This is a genomic window from Haloferax prahovense DSM 18310 (assembly GCF_000336815.1).
In the GTDB taxonomy this organism is placed as follows: Archaea; Halobacteriota; Halobacteria; order Halobacteriales; family Haloferacaceae; genus Haloferax; species Haloferax prahovense.
In genome coordinates, this window is record NZ_AOLG01000028.1 from 1 (window position 1) to 21,530 (window position 21,530).

The 21,530-nt window shown below is 65.0% G+C and carries 18 protein-coding genes, 1 tRNA gene and 2 pseudogenes; 14 read left to right on the plus strand and 7 right to left on the minus strand.

The genetic code is table 11. The features are described 5' to 3' along the window. The first annotated feature begins 522 nt into the window (after nt 1-522). A pseudogene (locus tag C457_RS08775) lies at nt 523-1,246 on the plus strand (hypothetical protein). 249 nt (nt 1,247-1,495) lie between these two features. On the opposite strand, the gene C457_RS19980 reads toward C457_RS08775, so the two are convergent. After that, nucleotides 1,496-1,570: transfer RNA gene (locus C457_RS19980), tRNA-Met, on the minus strand. A 251-nt stretch (nt 1,571-1,821) separates the two neighbouring features. Here C457_RS19980 and C457_RS08785 point away from each other — a divergent pair. Then, entirely contained in the window at nt 1,822-2,463 is a 642-nt protein-coding gene (locus tag C457_RS08785; protein ID WP_008093821.1) for a hypothetical protein, read from the plus strand. A 40-nt stretch (nt 2,464-2,503) separates the two neighbouring features. Here C457_RS08785 and C457_RS08790 read toward each other — a convergent pair whose 3' ends face one another. Further along, a complete protein-coding gene (locus C457_RS08790) occupies nt 2,504-2,725 on the minus strand; it encodes a hypothetical protein (RefSeq protein ID WP_008093823.1) in 222 nt (73 codons plus the stop codon). Between the two features lie 136 nt (nt 2,726-2,861). On the opposite strand from C457_RS08790, the gene C457_RS08795 reads away from it, so the two are divergent. The 3 genes from C457_RS08795 to C457_RS08805 all read left to right on the plus strand — a co-directional run bounded on the left by C457_RS08795 (nt 2,862) and on the right by C457_RS08805 (nt 5,350). Beyond that, the gene (locus C457_RS08795; protein ID WP_008093825.1) at nt 2,862-3,614 is read left to right on the plus strand and encodes a pirin family protein; all 753 of its coding nucleotides are present in this window, start codon (nt 2,862-2,864) and stop codon (nt 3,612-3,614) included. Nucleotides 3,615-3,695: 81 nt separating this feature from the next. After that, nucleotides 3,696-4,658 (plus strand): ring-cleaving dioxygenase, encoded by a 963-nt coding sequence (locus C457_RS08800; RefSeq protein ID WP_008093826.1) that lies wholly within the window; start codon nt 3,696-3,698, stop codon nt 4,656-4,658. Further along, on the plus strand, nt 4,658-5,350 hold the full coding sequence (locus C457_RS08805) for an alpha/beta hydrolase (RefSeq protein ID WP_008093828.1): 693 nt from the start codon (nt 4,658-4,660) through the stop codon (nt 5,348-5,350). Before C457_RS08800 ends, C457_RS08805 begins: the two co-directional genes overlap by 1 nt. A gap of 86 nt (nt 5,351-5,436) precedes the next feature. Here C457_RS08805 and C457_RS08810 read toward each other — a convergent pair whose 3' ends face one another. From C457_RS08810 to sod, 3 genes and pseudogenes are all read right to left on the minus strand, one after another. Then, nucleotides 5,437-6,021, minus strand: a complete 585-nt coding sequence (locus C457_RS08810) for an NAD(P)/FAD-dependent oxidoreductase (protein ID WP_008093830.1) — start codon at nt 6,019-6,021, stop codon at nt 5,437-5,439. Nucleotides 6,022-6,102: 81 nt separating this feature from the next. Then, nucleotides 6,103-6,291, minus strand: a complete 189-nt coding sequence (locus tag C457_RS08815) for a hypothetical protein (RefSeq protein WP_049913461.1) — start codon at nt 6,289-6,291, stop codon at nt 6,103-6,105. A gap of 343 nt (nt 6,292-6,634) precedes the next feature. Further along, nucleotides 6,635-7,303, minus strand: a pseudogene (gene sod / locus C457_RS08820) (superoxide dismutase); the annotation flags it as partial. Nucleotides 7,304-7,680: 377 nt separating this feature from the next. Here sod and C457_RS08825 point away from each other — a divergent pair. The 4 genes from C457_RS08825 (at nt 7,681) to C457_RS08840 (ending at nt 13,050) form a co-directional block, all read left to right on the plus strand. Next, nucleotides 7,681-8,661, plus strand: a complete 981-nt coding sequence (locus C457_RS08825; protein WP_008093835.1) for an ABC transporter ATP-binding protein — start codon at nt 7,681-7,683, stop codon at nt 8,659-8,661. Then, entirely contained in the window at nt 8,658-9,497 is an 840-nt protein-coding gene (locus C457_RS08830) for a hypothetical protein (protein WP_008093836.1), read from the plus strand. The genes C457_RS08825 and C457_RS08830 overlap by 4 nt, the downstream gene beginning before the upstream one ends. A gap of 110 nt (nt 9,498-9,607) precedes the next feature. Beyond that, on the plus strand, nt 9,608-9,787 hold the full coding sequence (locus C457_RS08835; protein ID WP_008093838.1) for a hypothetical protein: 180 nt from the start codon (nt 9,608-9,610) through the stop codon (nt 9,785-9,787). 113 nt (nt 9,788-9,900) lie between these two features. After that, nucleotides 9,901-13,050 carry a type 2 lanthipeptide synthetase LanM family protein gene (locus tag C457_RS08840; RefSeq protein WP_008093839.1) on the plus strand — a complete coding sequence of 1,050 codons (3,150 nt, stop codon included), beginning with the start codon at nt 9,901-9,903 and terminating at the stop codon, nt 13,048-13,050. A gap of 33 nt (nt 13,051-13,083) precedes the next feature. On the opposite strand, the gene C457_RS08845 is transcribed toward C457_RS08840, so the two are convergent. Further along, complete coding sequence (locus tag C457_RS08845; protein WP_008093841.1) at nt 13,084-14,067, minus strand: hypothetical protein; 984 nt, start codon at nt 14,065-14,067, stop codon at nt 13,084-13,086. Between the two features lie 185 nt (nt 14,068-14,252). Between C457_RS08845 and C457_RS08850 the strand changes: the two genes are divergently transcribed. The 5 genes from C457_RS08850 to C457_RS08870 all read left to right on the plus strand — a co-directional run bounded on the left by C457_RS08850 (nt 14,253) and on the right by C457_RS08870 (nt 20,551). After that, the gene (locus C457_RS08850; protein ID WP_008093842.1) at nt 14,253-15,446 is read left to right on the plus strand and encodes a substrate-binding domain-containing protein; all 1,194 of its coding nucleotides are present in this window, start codon (nt 14,253-14,255) and stop codon (nt 15,444-15,446) included. Between the two features lie 62 nt (nt 15,447-15,508). Further along, entirely contained in the window at nt 15,509-16,642 is a 1,134-nt protein-coding gene (gene pstC / locus C457_RS08855) for a phosphate ABC transporter permease subunit PstC (protein ID WP_008093844.1), read from the plus strand. Beyond that, the gene (gene pstA / locus C457_RS08860; RefSeq protein WP_008093846.1) at nt 16,642-18,264 is read left to right on the plus strand and encodes a phosphate ABC transporter permease PstA; all 1,623 of its coding nucleotides are present in this window, start codon (nt 16,642-16,644) and stop codon (nt 18,262-18,264) included. Before pstC ends, pstA begins: the two co-directional genes overlap by 1 nt. Before the next feature lie 2 nt (nt 18,265-18,266). Next, nucleotides 18,267-19,217 carry a phosphate ABC transporter ATP-binding protein PstB gene (gene pstB / locus C457_RS08865; RefSeq protein ID WP_008093848.1) on the plus strand — a complete coding sequence of 317 codons (951 nt, stop codon included), beginning with the start codon at nt 18,267-18,269 and terminating at the stop codon, nt 19,215-19,217. 245 nt (nt 19,218-19,462) lie between these two features. After that, on the plus strand, nt 19,463-20,551 hold the full coding sequence (locus C457_RS08870; RefSeq protein WP_008093850.1) for a phosphate uptake regulator PhoU: 1,089 nt from the start codon (nt 19,463-19,465) through the stop codon (nt 20,549-20,551). A gap of 28 nt (nt 20,552-20,579) precedes the next feature. On the opposite strand, the gene C457_RS08875 is transcribed toward C457_RS08870, so the two are convergent. Continuing rightward, nucleotides 20,580-21,482, minus strand: a complete 903-nt coding sequence (locus C457_RS08875) for a pyridoxamine 5'-phosphate oxidase family protein (RefSeq protein WP_008093852.1) — start codon at nt 21,480-21,482, stop codon at nt 20,580-20,582. Between the last annotated feature and the right edge of the window lie 48 nt (nt 21,483-21,530).

Consider the following 21,530-nt stretch of genomic DNA (forward strand, 5'->3'; position numbering starts at 1 on the left):
GTGCTAAATTCGAAAACTGCAAGGTGAGAGCCTAATCAAATTCAGTTGGCGTGAAAATAAGGCACGCAACAGAACCCAAACTCCGAAACTGTGCGGCTCGCCTCGGTCGCGTATTGACTCTCGTTCTCGGTGAGCCGCTGAATGCGCGAAAACAGCCTAACTCCGACACATCGCCGTCGTCGGCGCGACCCTCGTACACGAATAGAGGGGGTCTCTGACGAGTCGGATCACCCCCGGTCTCGGTGTCCCCCCGCGTGTATTTCACCAACTGATGAACTACGATTGTCTGTTGTCGGCTCCCCCAGCAGACTACGCGACGTGTTCCCCTGCGGCCCGAAGGGCGGCACGCGGCGAGCGGGATGCCAGAGCGCACACCCAAGACTATCCCTCTCGTGGTGGAAAGAACCACTCATGCAACCGTATCCATCGACGCCTCAGCTCGGAGATGCCGCCGACGAGTTGCTGTCGAGCGGTCACTTGTGGCTCCGTGAGTACGTCGCTGGTCCCCGGTTGCGGTTTCAGATGAAACCGTCGGGGCGTCTACTGTTCGGCGGCCGAGACCGGGTCTTCGACGACGTGCCTCCGCCGTACGAATACGCCGTTCGACACGTTCGAGAGCGGTTCGACCGCGACGCGTTCCACGACGCGGTCGACGAGCCAGAAGCGTACGTCTTCTTCGGCGTGGCACCGTGCAATGTCGGTATCGACTACGACTGGGAGCGAATCCCGGCATTTCTCGGCTGGACCATCTGGAACGGGACCAAAGAGCGACTGTTCCCCATCGACAAAGCCGAGCAGGTGTTCGAGCGCTTGGGTCTGACGCCGCTGAACACCTTCCAGAAGGAACTGAACGTCCGGGATTTCCACCCGGAACGGCTCGACATCCCCGAATCCGCGTGGTACGCCGGACCCGCCGCAGGTGTCGTCATCGAGAATCGACGCGGTGGACGCGCACTCGTCCGAGAGAGCGCCGTCGACGAGATAAGCGACCACGAGCCGATACGAGGTGAGCCAGCGGAACTCGCCGACGAACTCGTCACCGACGCGCGAGTCGGCCGCGCCGTCGAAGCCATCGAAACGTCCCAAAAACCGCCCACGACCGCCGAGGTTCACGCACGCGTGTTCGAGAGTATCGTCCGTGAAGGAGTACGTTCGACTCGACAAAGGCCGCGTCGATTGGGAGACGTTGCGGTCCGCAGTCGGGTCGGTCGTCGCCGAGAAACGCGGTAAGTTGGCCGACAACTGAGTCGCCAGTTTCCTCGTTCCGAACCAGTCTTCTCTCGATGGTCGGGGAAAGCGGGCCTCACTCGCAACGTGAAGCGTTGCTCACTGGTTCAACTCTACTGAGCTATGAGGCTGACCTCGTGGGTCGCGCCGAGCCGAGACTCGGCGCTCAGGAGTTGAGGTCAGCAAAACCATAGCGGGAGGTAGATTTGAACTACCGATCTCCGGGTTATGAGCCCGGCGGAATCTCCTGGCTNGGTCAGCAAAACCATAGCGGGAGGTAGATTTGAACTACCGATCTCCGGGTTATGAGCCCGGCGGAATCTCCTGGCTATCCCATCCCGCTACTACATCGAACTCGGTTGCTAGTGGTAAGGCTTCTGTTTCGGACGCAGAGTATCAATATATTATCATTTAGGGGCTGGTACCTGCGGGAGGCCTCGGTACTCGCATTCTTTTTCTTTTTGCGCCCGGACCAGAGGCGCGGCGGTCGCACCGCAACTCGTTGAAAGAGAGCTATATATCGGCCGATTTTGAAGTACACTAACGGTGACACATCCAGACGAGAACGAGTCCGTCGCAGCGTGGACCGCGGGGATGGCTGGCCTTCGAGAACTCCCGTGGCGTGTCGCGTTCAACGGCGTCGATTTCGGTCGCGTGTCGTGGTGGGGCGTGTTCGCCGTCGCCCCCGCTGCCCTGCTGACTTTCGGCGCGCTCGCCGGTGACCGCGCCCCGTTCGTGTACAGTATGTACTGCGCGGTGATACTGACGGCAGTCCTCCAGAGCTCGGAACGGTTCATCGGTATGAGCGTCGCGCTCGACGATGACGCCGGCGAGCTCGAAAGCACCTACCACATGGGTGACCCCTCGCTGTTTCGGAGCGACGAGGACGTGACGACCTCACTCGCGGACGTTGAAACTGCCCGGTTCGTGACCATCGGGGACCGGACTGTAGTCCGATTGTACTACGAACAGTCGTTCGTCAACAAGCCCTCGATGTTTCTCGTTCCGGACGAGTTCGAACCTCGGTTCCGGGAGACGCTCCGTCAGTACAACGTGTCGATTCGAGTGGACTCGACGCTGAAGTCGGCCGACCGGGTGTGGGGGCGGTTCGCCGTGACCGCTCTCTTTCTGGGTGCGATTCCGCTCGGCACCGTCTTCGTCTGGCCCGCCGGTTCGGTGCCGTTTCTGCTCGCCGTGTTCGGACACGCCGCGTTCGTACTGCGGCAGGGTTGGTGACGCCGTGGGTCGCTCACAGTCGGTCGACCCGGGGACGAACTCACGGCAGAAGCGACAGCGCGTCAAGGAGCGCCTGTTTCACTCGCTCGTTCGACACCGCGTGGCCGACCGCGAACATGAGACTGACCACGACTCCGACCGCGACCGACGCGATGACGCTCGAGTCGGAGGGGCCGAACACGGAGACCACTCCCGCCGCGACGATACCACTCAGCACGACGAACAGCCAGTTTCGCCGCGGCGTCCACCGACTCGTCTCCATTCGCCCGCTCTGTCGGTTGTCAGGAACAAAACGTTTGTCATCGGAGCGGTCGTCCGCTCCCGGTGACACCGACGTCACCTGCTTTCGGTCACGTCGCCGAGAAGGTATATAGATTCGATGCGTAGGTGCGTGCGTAATGAAAGTCGGCTCCGAGACGAAGCTCTACAAGGCGGAGCGAACCGACGTCTCCCAGAACCAGGGGAAGTTCCGGACCCACTTCAACTTCCCCGGTCGCGCCCTCCCGGACCACGCGGACCACGGCTACGGCCCGCTCGCGACCATCGTCGAGTCGTTCATGGACCCCGACACCCACATCGCGATGCACCCCCACCGCGACGAGGAAATCATCTCGTGGGTGCCCGCCGGCGTGATGCGTCACGGCGACCAAGACGGCAACGACCTCGTCACCGACGCCGACCACCTGATGGTGATGAACGCGGGCGAGACGTTCTGGCACGAGGAGTTCACCCGCGCGGACGACCCGCCGCTGCGGATGCTTCAGATGTTCGTCCGGCCCCACAGCCTCGGACTGGAGCCGAACATCCAACACGAACCCATCGACGCCCCCGTCGAGGGTGAGTGGCGGCACCTGTTCGGGCCCGAGGGCTCCCACGCGCCGCTTTTCGTCCGCAACGAGGTCGACCTCTTCGACCTCCGTCTCGACGCCGGGTCGAGCGCTGACCTCCCCGCTATCGAGGGACGAGACGCGTACTTCTACGTGTTCGACGGCGCGGTCGAGGCCGCGGACACGCGCTTCGGGAAAACCGAAAGCGGCCTGCTCGTCGATGACGCCCGTCTGACGCTCACCGCCGACGAGGACGCCACCGTCGTCGCGTTCCTGATCGACCCCGACGCTCCCGTCACCCGACAGGGAACCATCGGTCGCTGACGCGGTATCGCCGCCGACATGTCTCCGCCGCCGCACCGTCGCCGCCACACTACCACTCTCCAACACACCCCGCCCAACTCGATGCTCACAGACACCGCCGGAATCCACCACGTCACAGGAATCGTCCGCGACGCGCAGGCGAACGTCGACTTCTACGCGACGACGCTCGGTCTGCGCCTCGTCAAGCAGACGGTGAACTTCAACGAGAAGTTCACGCGCCACCTGTTCTACGGTGACGAGACCGGCTCGCCCGGAACGGCCTTGACTTTCTTCCCGTACCCGGCGGAGGAGCCGGGACGCCCCGGCACGCCCCAGATTCGAACCGCGTCGCTGGTGATCCCCCCCGACGCCGTCGACTACTGGATCGACCGCCTCGCCGACCGCGGCGTCGAAGTCGACGGCCCGTTCGAGCGGTTCGACGAGACTGCCCTCCGGTTTTCGGACCCCGACGGGACCGACCTCGAACTCGTCACCGGCGAGTCGTCGGTCGAACCGTGGTTCGGCGGTCCGGTCCCCGCCGAGCGCGCGATTCGCGGCATCCACGGCGTCACGCTCCACTCGACGAACCCCTTCGTGACCGCCAGCGTGCTCGATACGCTCGGGTTCGACCTCGTCGAACAAGAGGGCGATCGCGTTCGCTACCGAGCGCCGGGCGACCGGGCGACCGTCGTGGACCTCCTCGATAGGGACGGCGAGTTCGGCCGCGAGGGCGCGGGGAGCATCCACCACGTCGCGGTCCGCGTCGAGGACGAAGCCCAACTGTACGAGTGGCACGACCTGTTCCGCGAGCGCGGCTACGACGTGTCGCGGGTGAAAGACAGACACGTGTTCCACTCGCTGTACGTCCGCGAACCGGGCGGTATCCTGTTCGAACTCGCGACCGACGGCCCCGGCCTCACGTTCGACGCCGACCCGGAGACGCTCGGTCAGTCGCTGTACCTCCCGCCGTGGCTGGAGGAGGACCGCGAGATGATAGAAAGCCAACTGCGCCCGCTCGACCTTCCGGTTGGCGTCGGACCTAGCAGCGACGACGGACTGAACTGATGGCCCGCCGCCCAACAGCGCCCCGGTCCGCGACCGACCCCCACGAGGGGCAGGAGATTGCGACGGGCGGAGCGCCCCCGCAGGTCGCCGACGCGGCAGTCGTCATGCTCCACGGCCGCGGCTCGAAGGCGCGGCACGTCCTCACCCTCGTCGACGAGTTCCTCCACCGGGGCGTGATGTACCTCGCGCCGCAGGCCGCCGGGAGCTCGTGGTATCCGGCACCGGCCACCAGTTCCATCGAGCGAAACGAACCGTGGCTCTCCTCGGCGCTCAGTCGGGTGTCGGCCGCGCTCGACATCGCCGGCGACGCCGGGATTCCGCCCGGGCGAGTCGTCCTCTTCGGGTTCTCACAGGGCGCGTGTCTCGCCGCCGAGTTCGCGGTTCGAAACCCACGTCGGTACGGCGGTCTCGTCGCGCTCTCGGGGAGTCTCCTCGGACCCGACCTCGGGAGTCGGACCCACGACGGCGACCACGATGGGCACGTCAGCGACGACAACCTCGACGGCACGCCGGTCTTCTTCGGGAGCGGCCGCGACGACTCTCGCGTCGACCCCGAGCGAGTCGAGGCGTCGGCCCGAGTCTTCGCGGCACTCGGGGCCGACACGACGAGTCGGTTGTACGAGGGATTGGGACACGCCATCAATGACGACGAGATTCGGGTTATCAACTCGTTCATCGAGCGACTCGGCTAACGAGACAGGCGAGTCTCCGGAGTCTCGGCGAAGGAAAAACGAGAACGCGACGTCGGAGTCGGAAGGTACGACCGCGCGGGTTGCGGCTAGACTTCGTCGATGAGGGAGCCGTAGACGGACTCGGCGTCGGCGGGCACGTCGAAGTCGTGGTAGTGTTCGCCCTTCTCTTTCGAGAGGATGTTGAGGGCGGCGGCCGCGCCGTCGCCGGCGGAGATGACGGCCTGCCACTCCTCGGCGCGGACCATCGCGCCCGTGGCGTAGGCGTCCTCGACGCTCGTCTCCATCGTCACGTCCACGTCGACGATTTCGTCGTCGAACGCGCAGCCGAGCGACTCCGCGAGGTCGCGGTTCGCGCCCGTGGCGAGCACGACGTAGTCGGCCTCGTACTCGTCGTCGCCGGTCGTGACCACGAAGCCGTCGTCGCTCTCGCTCACGTCGGTGACTTCCTCGCCCTGGTGGCGCTCCGCGTCGAAGTGGTCGACCTGCGTGCGGAGCGTCTCCATGTAGTCCGAGCCGTCGATGGAGCCGATTCCGGGGTAGTTGAACAGATGCGCCTTGTGCATCCACGTCTTGTCGGTGTCGAAGACCGTCGTGGAGAGCCCGTTCTTCGCGGCGAAGAGGGAGGTTGTCAGACCAGCGGGACCGCCGCCGATGACGATTACGTCTGCCATGTTCCATGCACTAGCGTACTCGATAAAGAACCCCAGCAAAGCGGATATTTTGTAGTACGCTCGATTACGCGCTATCGCGGTTCATTCGTCGAACTGCGACTCGGCGAACGAGACGGCGAACTGGTCGCGCATCTCGCGGCGGAGCATCTCGCTCATCACCTCGTAGACGACCGGTTGCGGGTATTTCTCCAGCAACGTGGCGAGTTCGACGGCGCAGTCGGACTTCAGGGCGGCAAATTCGGCAGTCCACGGTGGATTACTATTACTCATTAACCGCACATTCTTCCACGCGTAGTTATGAATTTTGCTTGAAACAAACGAGAACGGTCGACGACGGTCGCACCGCTCGCCGGAACACGTGCGGACGGTCGGTAGAAGGGTGCCGGTCTGGCGGGACGAACTCGCCCCGCCGGATGCCCTGTGTTGGGCACCCTTTCACGGTAACCCGTGGTGGTCGCGCGGGAAACGGTGGGTTCGTTCTGTTACGCGACGTTACTCGAAGAGTTCGACGGCCTGGTCGTAGCGGGCGGCGGGTTCGTCCCAGTCGACGACCTCGAAGAACGCGGAGACGAAGTCGCCGCGGGCCGGGCCGTAGTCGTGGTAGTAGGAGNTGGTCGTAGCGGGCGGCGGGTTCGTCCCAGTCGACGACCTCGAAGAACGCGGAGACGAAGTCGCCGCGGGCCGGGCCGTAGTCGTGGTAGTAGGAGTGTTCCCAGACGTCGAGCGCGAGGATGGGGTGGGAGCCCCAGAGCGCACCCTGGTCGTGCTTGTCGACGACGACGTTCCGAAGCTGGTTCGAGAACGAGTCGTAGACGAGAAGCGCCCAGCCGCCGGCTGCGCCGGCCGCCGCTTCGAATTCACCCTTCCAGGCTTCGTAGGAGCCGAAGTCCTCGGCGATGCGCTCTGCGAGCGCGCCTTCGGGCTCGTCGCCGCCTTCCGGCGACATGTTCTGCCAGAACAGGTCGTGCAGAATGTGTCCCGAGCCGTTGTGGGTGACGTTACGAAGCGCGCCGGCAGACGAGCCGAACTCGCCTGCTTCGCGGTTGTCGGCGAGGGTCTCCTCGGCCGCGTTCCAGCCGTTGACGTAGCCCTGATGGTGGGTGTCGTGATGCCACGTCAGCACCTGCTCGGAGATGTGCGGTTCGAGGGCGTCGTACTCGTACGGNCCGTTGACGTAGCCCTGATGGTGGGTGTCGTGATGCCACGTCAGCACCTGCTCGGAGATGTGCGGTTCGAGGGCGTCGTACTCGTACGGGAGGGGGTCAAGTTCGTAGTCTGACATTGGTGTTCGCAGTTAGACCGAGGGACCGAACACACATGTACTTTCGCTGAACGCGATTTACGTAGTGGATGTGATAGTTTACGCTCGCACCTCGACCCACGATTTACTAGCTCTTGGAGAGTGCCTGCGGGCCGAGCAGTAGGACGCCTTTCAAATAGACGAATCCGAGTCGTTCGCCTGGTTCGAGATCTGGGGAGATGCACTCTGCGGGCGGGATAAAGCCCTGGCTTCGCGGAGTTGCCGTTCGTGTTTAGTAGCCAACAATTTATTATAGTAGACCGCCGTCACGAACTGACGTGCTCGAAGAGTTCAACGATTCGTCATTACAAACTGATGGAGCGGTTCCTCCCTCTGAACCGGACCCTATCGCACTCTCGGTGTCAGACCTCCACAAGCAGTACGAGGGTAGCGACGGTCGGGTCACGGCAGTCGAGCAAGTGGACTTCGACATCGAGCGGGGCACCGCCGTCGGGTTGCTCGGACCCAATGGTGCCGGGAAGACGACCACGATTAAATCGTTGCTCGGCCTCATCGTTCCCACGAACGGAACGGTCCAGATTCACGGGACTGACGTACATGACGAACCGGAGCGCGCGTACCAACACATCGGGGCGATGCTGGAGGGCGCTCGGAACGTCTACTGGCGGTTGACGGTTCGGGAGAATATGCGGTTTTTCGCGGCACTCGCCGGAGAGTCGACGGGGCAAACAGAGCGACGTCAACAGGAACTGCTCGATAAATTTGGGCTCACAGACAAAGCTGACTCGACCGTCAGAGAACTCTCGCGGGGCGAAAAGCAGAAAGTCTCGCTCGCCTGCACGCTCGCGAGGGACGCCGACGTCGTTCTGCTGGACGAGCCGACGCTCGGACTCGACGTCGAGAGTTCGCTCGAGCTGCGCAAGGAACTTCGTCGTCTCGTCACGGACCAAGGAACGACGCTTCTCCTGTCGAGCCACGACATGGACGTCATCGAGGACATCTGCGACCGAGTTGTGGTGATGAATGACGGTGAGGTCGTCACCGACCAGAGCGTCTCGGACCTCCTCGACGTGTTCGACATACAGTCGTATCGTATCGTAGTCGATGGGACGCTCTCACAGCGGGACCGTCAGCACCTCTCGGCTCAGTTCGACGCGGACTCGTTCGAGACGAGAGGTGATTCGACCCAGTTTTCGGTCCGCGTCGGCGGCGACGAGTTCTACCGACTCGTCGACGGACTGCGCGAGGTCGGGTGCGAAGTCGAGTCGTTCACTTCGGTCGAACCAGATCTCGAGGAGATATTCATCCAACTGACAAACGAGTCTTCGGAGGGCTCACTCGGATCTGACCGCCCACCACAGATGGACACGCAGACATGAGTTCGGAGCCAGCGCACTCGACTAGCCTCGGTGGGACGACGACACTCGTCGGCCTCGGTCGCCTCCTCTGGGAGGTCATCAGAAAACAGTTCACCGTGATGCTCCGGTACCGCGTGAACTTCGCCATCAACGTGGCGACAATGTACGTGTTCTTCGCCATCGTCTTCTTCGGCGGGCAAGCGGTGGTGGGTGGAATCGGTGGGTCGCCACAATCGCTCGACTCGACGCTCAACGGCGTCATCGTCGGTTGGTTCCTCTGGACGATGGCGCAAGGCGCGTACTCCGGTCTCTCGGGGAACATCACACAGGAGTCCCAGTGGGGAACCCTCGAACAGCTATACATGTCTCCGTTCGGATTCGGCCGCGTCATGCTCCTGAAAGCGGCCTCGAACGTGATTCAGAGCATGGCCATCGGCGGAGTTATCCTCATTCTCATGCTGGTGACCACGGGACGGACGCTCTCGGTCGACTTGCTCACTATCGTCCCCGTGGTAACCGCTTCGCTACTTTCGGTCGTCGGAATCGGGTTCGTGTTCGCGGGTCTCGCGCTCATCTACAAGCGAATCGGTGCGGTTTCGAACCTCATGCAGTTCGCGATGGTCGGTCTCGTGGGTGCCCCGACGGCAGACGTACCGCTCCTTCGACTACTGCCGCTCGTTCAGGGGTCCGCGCTCCTCCAGCAATCGATGCGCCACGGGATTCGACTGTGGGAGTTCTCGGCCGAGGAACTGTCCGTCCTCCTCGGGGTCGGCGTCGGTTACCTCGTCTGCGGATACGTCGTCTTCAAGTACTGCTCGCGGGTCGCTCGTCGCCGCGGCGTCATGGGACACTACTGAGCGAATATCCACCGTTCGGGTGCCGTCCCACTCTCCCCAGCGGCGACGCGAGCTGAGTTTCTAACCAATTGCCATTAGATTTATAACATGTCGTCCAGACATACAGTTTGATGTCAGTCACATTGGACATCGGTATTGCACGTACTGTTGACAAATCACACTACGACGGCCTCTTCGGGTCGATCATCTCCGACAAGTTCGAGATGTCTCACGACAGCACCGGGACGGCGTCGTGTTATCTCCCGTGCCACACGGCCTCGAAGCTCCCCTGCTGCGACACCACCAACTGAGGTGTTTCCGAGCCTTCTCCGCGTCGCTCGACCGCGGAGAAGTACATCAGTTTTTTCTGGCGGCTCGCAGGCGCTCTCCAATTCACCCCACAGCGTACCGATTCACACCTACTATGGCTACATCGACATCTGACGAGACGGTATTCACACAACAACAACGTCGCGAAATCGCCGGTCGTGCCCGGACGCTCCACGAGCGTCTCGAAGGGCCTTCGAACGACCCCGGCCCCGACCCCGAGATATCCCCGACGACGATTCTGGACGAGTGGGAAGGGCTTTTCGCCGACGAAGAACAGTTCTCCGAGCGGCTGTCAGCCGATGGAATCCGGCGGGGAGACATCGAATCGGAGTCGGCGGCCACGAAGTGGCCGAGCGACGTGCCGCTCCCGGCGTGGCTCGAGACAATCGAGGAACTAATCGAGTACCTCCGGTCTTCCGACCCGACGCGCTACTCGAGCACGCCGGATGACGTCCCGTTCCGGGAGCTTTTGACCGGATTCAGCGAGTTCGCGCGGAGTCGGCTCGGGACGCTCTCCGTTCCGGACGAGTCGGTGGAGCCGTTGGTCGAGGGGCTAACCAGACGGTTCCACGCGCTCTGCGTCCGGCCGCTATACGTCGAATTCAAGAGCTTCGTAGAACACTTCGACCCCGAACTAGCTGCGGCCGACCCTGACGAGTTTGACGACCCGCCGACCGAGTACTACGAGGAGTTCATCGACGCGATGTTCGCACATGGGATGTCCAACCTCTGCGTCGAGTACCCCGTTCTCGCCCGGCAAATCGCCGTCATCATCGACAACTGGGTCGATGCGGTCTCCGAACTCTGCCGGCGGATTCGAGACGACACCCCCGCGCTCAAAGCGCGGTTCGACATCGACGGTTCGGTGACCTCGCTCGAACCGCTCTCGACGGACGCGCACGCGAAGGGCCGAATTCCCGTCCGCGTCTCGTTCGGTTCGAGGGACGTTATCTACAAACCGAGAGGTGTCGACGGGGGCGTGGCCCTGTACGAAGTGCTCGAACGCGTGAGCGAACGCACGTCGGTCGCGACCTTTCAGTCCCCGGAGTACCTCCCCAGAGACGGCTACGGGTGGATGGAGCCAATAGCGTACGACGACTTAGCCGATACCGACGCAGTGCGGCGGTACTACGAGCAAGCGGGTCTCCTCACTTGCGTCGCGTACGCGCTCAACATGACCGACTGCCAGTACGAGAACCTGCTCGTAGACGGGGAGAGCCCGATGGTCGTCGACGGCGAGACGGCTTTCCACCCCTCCCTTGACCCGGCGGCCATGCCGACGCCGACGGAAGTGTCCACGGTCGCCCACAGTACGATACTCTCTACGCTCTTGGCACCGTGGTCGGTTGGTGACCCGCGCACCCCGAGCGACGACGATGCAGGCGTTCCCCACGCCGGCTTCGGTAGTTCGAGTGAGCGAGCGTTCAAAGACGTCTCCAAACCCGGTATCGAAGCGGCGAACACGGACGTCATGACAGTAGAGGAAGTCCGGCCAGAGGTCAACCTGACCACGAACACCGCGAGTACCGCGGATGGCGACCACCCGCCGGTTTCGTACACCGAGGCGCTCGTCGAGGGGTTCACCGAAGCGTACGACACCATCCGGTCGCTACACGAAGACGGCGCGTTCTTCAGCGACGTGTTGCCGTCCACCCTCGTCGATGGTCTCGAAAATCGGTTGGTGTACCGGGCGACGGCCCGATACGGCTCGATTCTCCGGTCGGCGGCCGCACGCGACCCGCTTCGAGACGGGGCCCGCCTCTCGGTCGAGTACGAAAAGCTCGCGGTCCCCTTCTTCGACGGCCGAATCGACGCCGACGGATACTGGCCGTTGTACGCCGCCGAGCGGAGGGCGCTTCGCCGCCGCGACTTCCCTCGGTTCGCGTCGTCGCCGACGAGTAGTACAGTCACTCACGATAGAAACGAGTTGCCCGTCGATGTCGACACGCCGGGATTCGACCGCTGCCGTCAGCGCGTCGCCTCGATGAGCGACGACGACCGCGACCGACAAGCGTGGCTACTACAGTACGCGTTCGGCCCGCAAGTGCCGGGCCCCGCACCCGAACCTGACGTCTCTGCCGAGGTGTTCGGTGCGACCGCGAAGACCCTGTTCGAGGAGGTTCTGGACGCCGGTATCGAGACGCCAGACGGCGACGCCTGGGTGTCTATCTCACCGACGAAGACGGGTATCGACCTCTATCCGACTGACTTCTCGCTGTACCACGGACGCGGTGGTATCGCGCTGGCGGCCGCGGCACTCTTCGAGACCACGGGCGAGACGCGCTATCGAACCGTGGCGGAAGAGGTCTTATCGCCCGTGCTCGACGCCATCGAAGACGGTGGCCCGCCGCCGAACTTGGGTGGGATGCTGGGCGTCGGGTCGGTCGTCTACACGCTTACGGTCATCTCGGAGCTTCTCGACGCCGACGAATACCGCCGCGCCGCGCGGTCCGCCGCGGACGTCGTCACGGAGTCCCACGTAACGAACGACGAAACGTTCGACGTACTGGAGGGGGCCGCCGGGACCATGCTTGGCCTCCTCGCGTACTACGACCGGCACGGCGACGAGTCCGTTCTCGACCGGGCAGTCGCGTGCGGAGAGCGCCTCCTTGATGGCCGCGTGCTGGAAGACGGCTACCGAGTGTGGCGAACTGCCGAGGATGAACCGCCGCTCACGGGGTTCTCACACGGTGCGTGCGGAATCGGCTACGCGCTCGCCCGCCTCGCCGAGGCGACGGGGGACGAACGGTTCTTGGACGCAACGCGCGAGGCACTCGCCTTCGAATCGGCGCTGTACGACCCGAACCAGAACAACTGGGCGAAATCGCACGAGGACCCGAGCTATGATGATAAGTGGTGTCACGGGCGGTCGGGAATGGCACTCGCTCGGCTCGGCATCGCGGACGCGCTCGACGACAGCGACCTCCACAACGCCGCGATTGACGCGCTCTCGGAGACCGCGCGAGCCGAACCGTCGAACATGGACCACGTCTGCTGCGGGAACTTCGGGCGGGTCGAAGCGCTTCTCGTCGGCGCGCGCCGCGGCCCCCTCGACGGCTCACACGCAATCGAACTGGCCCGCCGGTGTCTCACTCGGAGAGACGCCCACGGCGAGTTTTCGATGACCGGACACACGGCGACCTTTCCGAACCCGATGTTCTTCCATGGCCTCTCCGGCGTCGTCTACTCGCTGTTACGACTGGAGAACCCCGACCGACTTCCCTCCGTCCTCCTCTTGGAGTAAGTGGGGCCTTCACTCTCTACCACTCTCCTCCACTCACTCGTCGTCGCCGACCCGGGCGTCGTCGAGTTCGGCCTGCACCGCGCCCCACGACACCGGCGGTTCGAACGCGGCGAGCGTCGCCTCGAACGACTCGATTCGCGCCCCGTACTCGTCGCCCCACGACGGTCGGACGAGCTCGTCGAGTCGCCCGCGGAGCCGTTCAACGCGGGCGTCGAGTTCGTCGAGGTCGGCGGCGGCGTCGCCGAGACCGTCACTCTCAGCGGCCGACTCGGGAGCCAGTTCCCGCAGGTCGGCGAGTTCGGCCCGCACGTCCTCGACCAGCAGGTCGGAGACGCGGGCGCGGAGCGCGGCGTTGTACCACTCGGTCGCGCGGTCGTCGCCTCCCGCCTCGGGCGTGTCGGCATCGTTCGCGTCGGCGACGAACGCCACTCGGTCGGCAAGCCCGTCGAGCGACTGTTCGAGCGCCGTCACGTCGCCGTCGAGCCCGCGCACGCGAACGTCGTGGTTCGACAGCCAGCGCTCGAACTCCTCGATGTCGAGTTGTACGTTGTCCGCGTGCGCGGTGAGCGCCTGCGACTCGGACGCGACCTCCCGGAGTCCGAGCACAGTATCGTAGACGGACCGGGGGTCGTCGCGCCACCCGGAGAGCCCCTGTAACTTCTCGCCGAGCGATTCGACCCGCTCGGCCGCGTTCGCGACCTTCGACTCGAACACGTCGAGACGGGACCGAACGGCACCGACGGCCGCGTCGTCGCCGGCGGCCTCACCGGCGTCGTCGAGGTCGATGGACGCGAGTTCGACGCGCGTCTCCGCGGTCGAGAGAATCATCGACGTGTCCGTGACCGCCGAGTCGACGCCGTCGGCCGTCACGATGCCGTCTTCGGTCACGTGGTCGAGCACCGCGCGAACGGTGTCGGGGTCTCGGGACTCGTCGGCGTCCACGACGCGCTCGACCGCCGCGGATTTCGACAGACCGACGATACGTTCTGAGCCGGTGGTTCCGTCCTGCTGGGCCATCGTGCGTACGTATCTCGGGACCCGTTATATTTTCTGTCGTCTCGATTACGTTCGAGTATATAGGTCTCGGTACCGATGTGTGCGCTAATATCGAACTATTTCGACTCTTAGTGTTACGTTGAACTCTGATAGAACTAAAGTGGTATTATAAACGCATTTTATTTAAAACCGGGTCTGACCACGTGATGGCGCAAGATTCCAAGAAGTTGGCAGGCAGCGTATCACGTCGGCAGTTCCTCGTCGCATCGAGCGCGGCGGGCGTCGCGGGGCTCGCCGGTTGTTCGGGGCAGTCGAACCCCGAGACCGACGCGCCGGCGACCGAAGAAGAAGAGACGGACGCGCCGGAGACCACGACCTCGACCCCCGAGGAGACGACCGAATCGAGCGCGCCGCAGATGCTCACCGCCGAGGGCTCCTCGACGGTGTATCCCATCGCGAACAAGGGGAGTTCCTACTGGAACTCCAACGCGCCGCCGAGCGACGGCGAGTACTGGGGTTCGAACGACGAATCTACCGTCCCCGGCTGGGACGAACTCGGCGCACCGGACATGCGTCTGGCCGACTACTTCGCATCCCTCTACGGCTTCGAGCCGACCGAGACGCAGGCGAACCCCGCGTTCGCAACGTCCATCGGCCTGAGCCACTCCGGGACGGGCTGTAAGTCCGTCCGTGACGGCCTCGTGGACATCGGTAACTCCTCTGGCCCCATCACGGCAGAACTCGGCATCAGCGAAGAAGAGCGCGACGCGAACTACGTGGACCACGTCCTCGGCCGCGACGGCCAGCCCGTCGTCGTCTCGAAGGACGTCTACGACGCAGGCGTGACGGAACTCACCGGCGAAGAAGTTCGCAAAATCTACCAGGACGAAATCACCAACTGGAGCGAAGTCGGCGGCCACGATCAGGAAATCTACGTGGTCGGCCGCGCGGAAGGCTCCGGGACGGACACCTCGTTCCGCCTCAACATGCTCGGCAGCGCCGACGCCTCGATGGAGGGCGTCGACACCCGGAAGGGCCAGAACCAGCAGGTTGCGACCGTCGTCCAGCAGAACGACGGTGCCATCGCGTACATGGCACTCGCGTTCACCGGCCCGCAGGTCCAGCCCATCGGTATCGAATTCGAGGGCACGCTCTACGCGCCGGACAAGAGCGCGGAGCACACCATCTTCGACAGCGACTACCCACTCAACCGCGACCTCCACCAGTACACGACCATCACGGAGGACACCCCGAGCGGGACAGACATGCGCGAAGCCGCGTTCATGAACATGTTCCTGACCACGTTCGGTCAGAAGGTGTTCGTCGAGGACAACAACTACATCCCACTGCCTGACAAGGACCTTCAGTCCGAGAAGGACAAGCTTCCGAGCCAAGCGTAACGCGACTCGGACGCGGTAGCGGTTCCTGAACCTCGTTCTTTCCATTCATCGACGCTCCAATCATGAACGTACTTCCAAACTCCGACGGTGCCGGCCTCCGAGCGGCGGCTCGGCGAGGGCTCCGGCGCGGTCGCGACTTCGTCGACGAGACGCCGCCTGACGCGCTCGTCACGGTCACGGTCGCGGCGGTGTCGCTTCTCGCGGCGTTCGCGGGCTTTCTGGCCGTCTCCTCGCTGACGGCTATCCCGTTCGCGGTGTTCCTCGTCGCGACGGGCTACGGCTGGCTCAGACACCAAGAATTGACAGCGCGCGTGCTCACGCTGACGACGACGGTCTCGACCATCCTCGTCCTCGGGCTCATTCTCGTCTTCATCTTCGCGGAGGCGTGGCCGACCGTGCAGTACGCGACCGTGAACGTCTTCGGCGTGCCGATTCCCGGCCTGCGACTCTTCATCGAGACGCGCTGGAGTCCGGTGACGCCGCCGATTCAGTACTCGCTCGTCCCGATGATTCACGGGACGGTGCTCGTCACCATCATCGCGACGGCGGTCGCCGCCCCGCTGGGCGTGGCCGCGGCGCTCTTCCTCAGCGAAATCGCCCCGCGGACCGTCCGCGAACTCGTCAAACCGGGGGTCGAGATTCTGGCGGGCATCCCTTCCATCGTCTACGGTTTCATCGGCTTTACCATCCTCAGCCCGTGGGCGGCCGACCAGTTCGACATCGTCGGGCAGGGCACGTACCTGTTCGTCGGCATCGTCGTCGGCCTGATGGCGCTCCCGACGGTCGTCTCGGTCGCCGAAGACGCGCTCAACAGCGTCCCCGAGTCGATGAAAAGCGGGTCGCTCGCTCTCGGCACGACCGACTGGCAGACGATGACCTCCATCACGTTGCCGGCGGCGTTCTCGGGCGTCTCGGCCGCGGTCCTCCTCGGCGTGGGCCGCGCCATCGGCGAGACGATGGCGGCCACCGTGATGCTCCGCGGCAGTCCGGGCCTCACGAAGCCGCTGTACAACGTCTTCTACGGTAACGACACGCTCACGTCACTCATCGCGGCGAACTACGGCGACGCCGACGGTCTCCAGCTCTCGGCGCTGTTCGTCGCGGGCGTCATCCTGTTCGTCACGGTGCTGTTCCTCAGCATCGGCTCGCAGTACATCGAGGCGCGCATGCGCCGGAAGCTCGGAGGTGCCGAATAATGGCGGGCGCGACCGACACCGCGCTCGTCAGCGAGGACACCTCCGAAACAGAAGCGGTCGCCGCCGGCGCGGTGGGACTGGCGGCGGTGCTGTTCGCCCTCTCGCTCGCGTCGGTGTTCGAACTCGTGACCATCACCGACCCCGTCGCGGGCGTGCCGATGGTCGCGCTCCTCGGCGGACTGTTGGTCGTTCTCGGCTTCGCCGTCGTCACCTTCGGCGTCGGCTCCCGACTCGGCTACGTCGCCACCGACCCCAGACCGACCGCCGGGCTTCTCGCCTCCGGGACGTTCGGCCTCATCTGGTTCGTCGTCGGCGGACTGGTCGCCTCGCAGACGCTCGGGCTCGGGACGGCCGGGTGGGTCGTCGCGTCGCTCGTCACCGGCGGGGCCGCGTTCGCGGTGAGCGCGCTCCCCCGCGAGGACATCGGCTCGACGCTCCCCGCCGGCGCGCTGGCCGTCTTCGCCGGCGTCGTCTTCCTCACCGGCGTCATCGGCCCATCGTGGCTCTGGGACCTCGGGTGGGAACAGCAGGCGTCGTTCAACGCCGAGTTCACGATTCCGGTCCTGACGGCGTTCTGTTCCCTGCTCGTCGGCTGGGCCGCCGCGAAGGCCTACGGCGGGTTCGGCGCGCGCGGCCGCCACATCGGCGCGTACGTCCTCGTCTACCTGAACGCCATCTCCATCATCGCGCTGCTGTTCCTCCTCGTCGCGTTTACGGTCCTGAAGGGCCTGCCGGGGCTGTTCAAGGGCCTCGCGTTCGGCGCGGGTGCGGGTCCCGAAGTAACGCTCGTCGGCGTGACGTTCTCGCTTCCCGTCTCGTGGCCGTTCGTGATGAACGGCGTTGCGCTCCTCAACGACGTGAACGGCGTCCTTCCGGCCATCGTGGGCACGATTTGGCTCGTCGTCGGCGCGGTGCTGTTCGCCGTTCCGCTCGGTATCGGCGCGGCAGTCTTCATCACCGAGTACGCCGACCGCGGGCGCTTCACGCAGGTCGTCGAAATCGCAACTAACGGTCTGTGGAGCACGCCCAGCATCGTCTTCGGGCTGTTCGGACTGGCGTTCCTCGTTCCGCGGCTCGGCAACCAGAAGTCGCTGCTGGCGGGGATGCTCACGCTCGGCTTCATGCTCCTCCCGCTCGTCGTCATCACGAGTCGGGAGTCGATGCTGGCGGTCCCCGACGAGTACCGCGACGCGAGCGCAGCCCTCGGCGTCACGAAGTGGCAGACCGTTCGGAGCATCGTCCTCCCGGCAGCGCTTCCGGGCATCGTCACGGGTATCATCCTCGGGGTCGGCCGCATCGCCGGCGAGACCGCGCCGATTCTCCTGACCATGTCGGGGAGCGTCGCCCCGCCGGGCAGCCAGACGGTCGACGTGCTCGGCGGCTTCCAGCTCCAGTACGCGCCGCCGTTCGTCACCAACCCCGAACTGATGCAGGCGACCTCGGCGCTTCCGTATCAGCTCTACTCGCTTATCACCGCGGGCGTCGGGCAGTCGTCGAACATCAGCGCCATCGACGAGTTCCGGTGGGCGACGGCGCTCATCCTGCTCGTGGTCGTCTTGGGCTTCTACGCGATCGGCATCGCGACGCGATACTACTTCCGGAGTAAACTTCAGCACGACTAACCATGAGTGAAACCAGACAGACGACGGACGACGCACAGGCGACGGCGGACAGCGAACTCGCCGGCGGCGCGAGCCCCGGCACCGACCAGCCGCTCGAAGTCACGAGCGGCGAGACGCGCGAGCGGACCCGCGAGGAGTGGGTCGAACACGAGTTCGAGGGCGAGGCGAAGCTCTCGGTCTCCGACCTCGACGTGTACTACGGCGACGACCACGCGCTGAAGAGCGTCTCGATGGAGATTCCCGAAAACAGCGTCACGGCGCTCATCGGCCCCTCCGGCTGCGGGAAGTCGACGTTCCTCCGGTGTCTCAACCGAATGAACGACCGCATCAAGGCCGCGAGCATCGACGGCTCGGTCCGACTCGAAGGCGAGGAACTCTACCAGGACGGCGTCAACCTCGTCGAACTTCGCAAGCGCGTCGGTATGGTGTTCCAGTCGCCGAACCCGTTCCCGAAGAGCATCGCGGACAACATCTCCTACGGCCCGCGGAAGCACGGCGACCTCGACACCGGTCTGCTCGCCAACCTGCTCGGCCGGAGCGACGACGACGCGGTCGACGAACTCGTCGAGCGCTCCCTCCAACAGGCGGCGCTGTGGGACGAGGTGAACGACCGCCTCGACGACAACGCGCTCGGGCTCTCGGGCGGTCAGCAACAGCGGCTCTGCATCGCCCGCGCGCTGGCGACCGACCCCGAAGTGCTGCTCATGGACGAACCCGCCTCGGCGCTCGACCCCATCGCGACCTCGAAAATCGAGGACCTCGTCCACGACCTCGCCGAGGAGTACACGGTCGTCATCGTCACCCACAACATGCAGCAGGCGGCGCGCATCTCGGACCAGACGGCGGTGTTCCTCACCGGCGGCGAACTCGTCGAGTACGGCGACACCGACCAGGTGTTCGAAGACCCCCAGAGCCAGCGCGTCGAGGACTACATCAGCGGGAAGTTCGGGTAGTCGACGCCAGACCCACACCCGCCGTCTCGACCCGGACAGACCGCCAACCCGCCCGCCCGTCCCCGCGGCCGGTATCCCGACTTCGACTTCCCGACGCGACGACGGGGTTCGACGACTTGCCGCCGTCGGAGTCGGCCCATCAGTCGGCGGCGCTCGCTTCTCGCCAGTCGAGCCACCCGCCGAGGCGGGGTCGGCGTCACCGCGGAACTGGCATTCAGACAACACGAACTCAGACAGCCAACACAATGGAGACACGCAAGATTCAGCAGGTCAGCAACGGGACGTTCACCGTCTCGCTCCCCCGAGAGTGGGCGGACGGTGAGGGCATCACCGCCGGAACCGTCGTCAACCTCCACACGCACCTCGACGGGATGTTAGTCGTGCAGGCTCCCGAGTGCGAGGACGATTCGTCGATGCAGTTCACGGTGACTGTCGGTGGGAGCGACGCGGACGGCGGAGTCGACTCCGCAGGCGGCGACTTCCTCGAACAGACGCTCCGGGCGGCCTACGCCGCCGGGTCGAAACAGGTCGTCATCGAGGCCGACGGGACGTTCGACGCCGAACAGCGACAGGCCGTCAGGCGGGTCGCACGGAACCTCGTCGGCGTGACCATCACGGAGGAGTCGGACACCGCCGTCACGGTGCGGAACGTCCTCGACGCGAACGAGGTCTCTATCCGCCAGTCGGTTCGACAACTCCAGTTCGTCGCCGTCTCGATGCACCGCGACGCGACCGCCGCACTCACCGGTGCCGCCCCCCTCGACGGCTTCGCGGAGCGCGACGACCGCGCCGACCGCCTGTTCGCCATGGTCGACCGGCACTTCACCCGCGGGCTCGACCGCCTCGACGAGGTGGACGCCCTCGGAGAGACGCGCCCGGAGCTGTTCCGACTCCACACCGCGGCCCGCGAGTTAGAGCGCGTTGCCGACCAGGCCGAGCGAATCGCCGCCGTCGCGTCGGCGGTCGCCGACCCGCTTCCTCCCGCAGTCGCCGACGAGGTGTCCGAACTCGCCGAGTTGGTCCCGGAGTCGCTCGAATCAGCGGTACAGGTCGCCCTCGAAGGCGACGACCCCGACGCGGCGCGGGAGGCGCTGGCGGCGCGCGACCGGGTCTGCGAGGGCGTCGCCGACGTGGAGCGACGGCTGTTCGAGGAGGTCGACGCCGACGCGAACTACCGATTCGCGCACGCGCTTCACGCGCTCGAACGAACTGCCGAACACGCCGGTAACGTCGCCGAAGTCGGGCTCAGGACGGCGGTCCGGACCCGAAACATGGACGAAAAGCCCGCCCGCGAGGGCGGCACCGAGTCCGCGGAACACACCCAGCGCGCGTAGGGCGTCCGTTCGGCGGTCGTACTGACTTTCACCACTCGAGGAGCGTCCGAAGGCGAGGAACCGGTCTGTACGTCCGTCCGCGGTCGTCGAAGTAGGCCCGCGTCCGACGCTTGCCGTCGACGATGAACCGAAGGCGGTCCCGCGGCGTTCGGTTCCGCAGGTGGAACGAACTCGCGGGGTCGAACACCAGTCCGCGCGCGTCCTTCCGACACCGACCGCGGATGAGTCGCTGTTCGAGCTTCGCGAGGTCCGCGTCGTGCCAGTGGACGAGGACGCACGCGGGCTGGCCGTCGACCGGCCTCACGTCGTCCGGCGGCGTCAGCCGGAGCCGACCGTCGCGGACGGTCGCGGACGAAACCGGCCAACTTCGGGGATACCCCGCGTCGTCGGTGACGGTCGCGACCACCCGGTCGTACGTCTCCGCCTCTCCGCTGTCGACGCCGGCCGCGTTCCACGTCGGGACCGTCGTCGTGCCATCGGACGGGCGGGAGTCGACTGCAGTCGGCCGAATTTCGATGAGAATCCGAAGCCCGTACCAGTCCAGAAGGAGCAGCCCGAGCCGCGTTCCGAGGAAGTCTGCCGCCTCGACCATCGCCTCCCGTTTCGGCGACGGCGGCTCGTCGCGGATGAGTCGCTCGACGACGGCGGTGTTCGCTTCCAAGTCGTCGTCTCGAACCGTTGCGCGTCCAGTGAGGTGCAATCGACCCTCACCTTCGTGGAGCAGGAGCGACACCCGCGGGTTGGCCGCCGCTCGCTCGGCTTTCCCCGCGAACGCCGGCGCGGCCGTTACCACGACGACCTCCCGTTCGCGGTCGAAAAAGGGCGTGACCGGCACCACCGCCGGGCGGTCGTCGCGGGTCGTCGCGAACTCGGCCGTCAGCGAGTCGTACACGGCGTCTCGAATCCGGTCGGTCGCGGTGGACGCCGTCACAGACGACTCCGGGGGCGCGGCAATCGATCCGTTTCCGGAGCTTCGATG

Bases quoted from the DNA above. Each gene is read 5' to 3' on its own strand.
- C457_RS08785 (WP_008093821.1), top strand. From the start codon at position 1,822: ATGGCTGGCCTTCGAGAACTCCCGTGGCGTGTCGCGTTCAACGGCGTC.
- pstB (WP_008093848.1), top strand. From the start codon at position 18,267: ATGAGTGAAACCAGACAGACGACGGACGACGCACAGGCGACGGCGGAC.
- C457_RS08870 (WP_008093850.1), top strand. From the start codon at position 19,463: ATGGAGACACGCAAGATTCAGCAGGTCAGCAACGGGACGTTCACCGTC.
- C457_RS08845 (WP_008093841.1), bottom strand. From the start codon at position 14,067: ATGGCCCAGCAGGACGGAACCACCGGCTCAGAACGTATCGTCGGTCTG.
- pstA (WP_008093846.1), top strand. From the start codon at position 16,642: ATGGCGGGCGCGACCGACACCGCGCTCGTCAGCGAGGACACCTCCGAA.
- C457_RS08800 (WP_008093826.1), top strand. From the start codon at position 3,696: ATGCTCACAGACACCGCCGGAATCCACCACGTCACAGGAATCGTCCGC.
- C457_RS08810 (WP_008093830.1), bottom strand. From the start codon at position 6,021: ATGGCAGACGTAATCGTCATCGGCGGCGGTCCCGCTGGTCTGACAACC.
- C457_RS08830 (WP_008093836.1), top strand. From the start codon at position 8,658: ATGAGTTCGGAGCCAGCGCACTCGACTAGCCTCGGTGGGACGACGACA.
- C457_RS08805 (WP_008093828.1), top strand. From the start codon at position 4,658: ATGGCCCGCCGCCCAACAGCGCCCCGGTCCGCGACCGACCCCCACGAG.
- C457_RS08815 (WP_049913461.1), bottom strand. From the start codon at position 6,291: ATGAGTAATAGTAATCCACCGTGGACTGCCGAATTTGCCGCCCTGAAG.
- C457_RS08790 (WP_008093823.1), bottom strand. From the start codon at position 2,725: ATGGAGACGAGTCGGTGGACGCCGCGGCGAAACTGGCTGTTCGTCGTG.
- pstC (WP_008093844.1), top strand. From the start codon at position 15,509: ATGAACGTACTTCCAAACTCCGACGGTGCCGGCCTCCGAGCGGCGGCT.
- C457_RS08835 (WP_008093838.1), top strand. From the start codon at position 9,608: ATGTCAGTCACATTGGACATCGGTATTGCACGTACTGTTGACAAATCA.
- C457_RS08840 (WP_008093839.1), top strand. From the start codon at position 9,901: ATGGCTACATCGACATCTGACGAGACGGTATTCACACAACAACAACGT.
- C457_RS08795 (WP_008093825.1), top strand. From the start codon at position 2,862: ATGAAAGTCGGCTCCGAGACGAAGCTCTACAAGGCGGAGCGAACCGAC.
- C457_RS08850 (WP_008093842.1), top strand. From the start codon at position 14,253: ATGGCGCAAGATTCCAAGAAGTTGGCAGGCAGCGTATCACGTCGGCAG.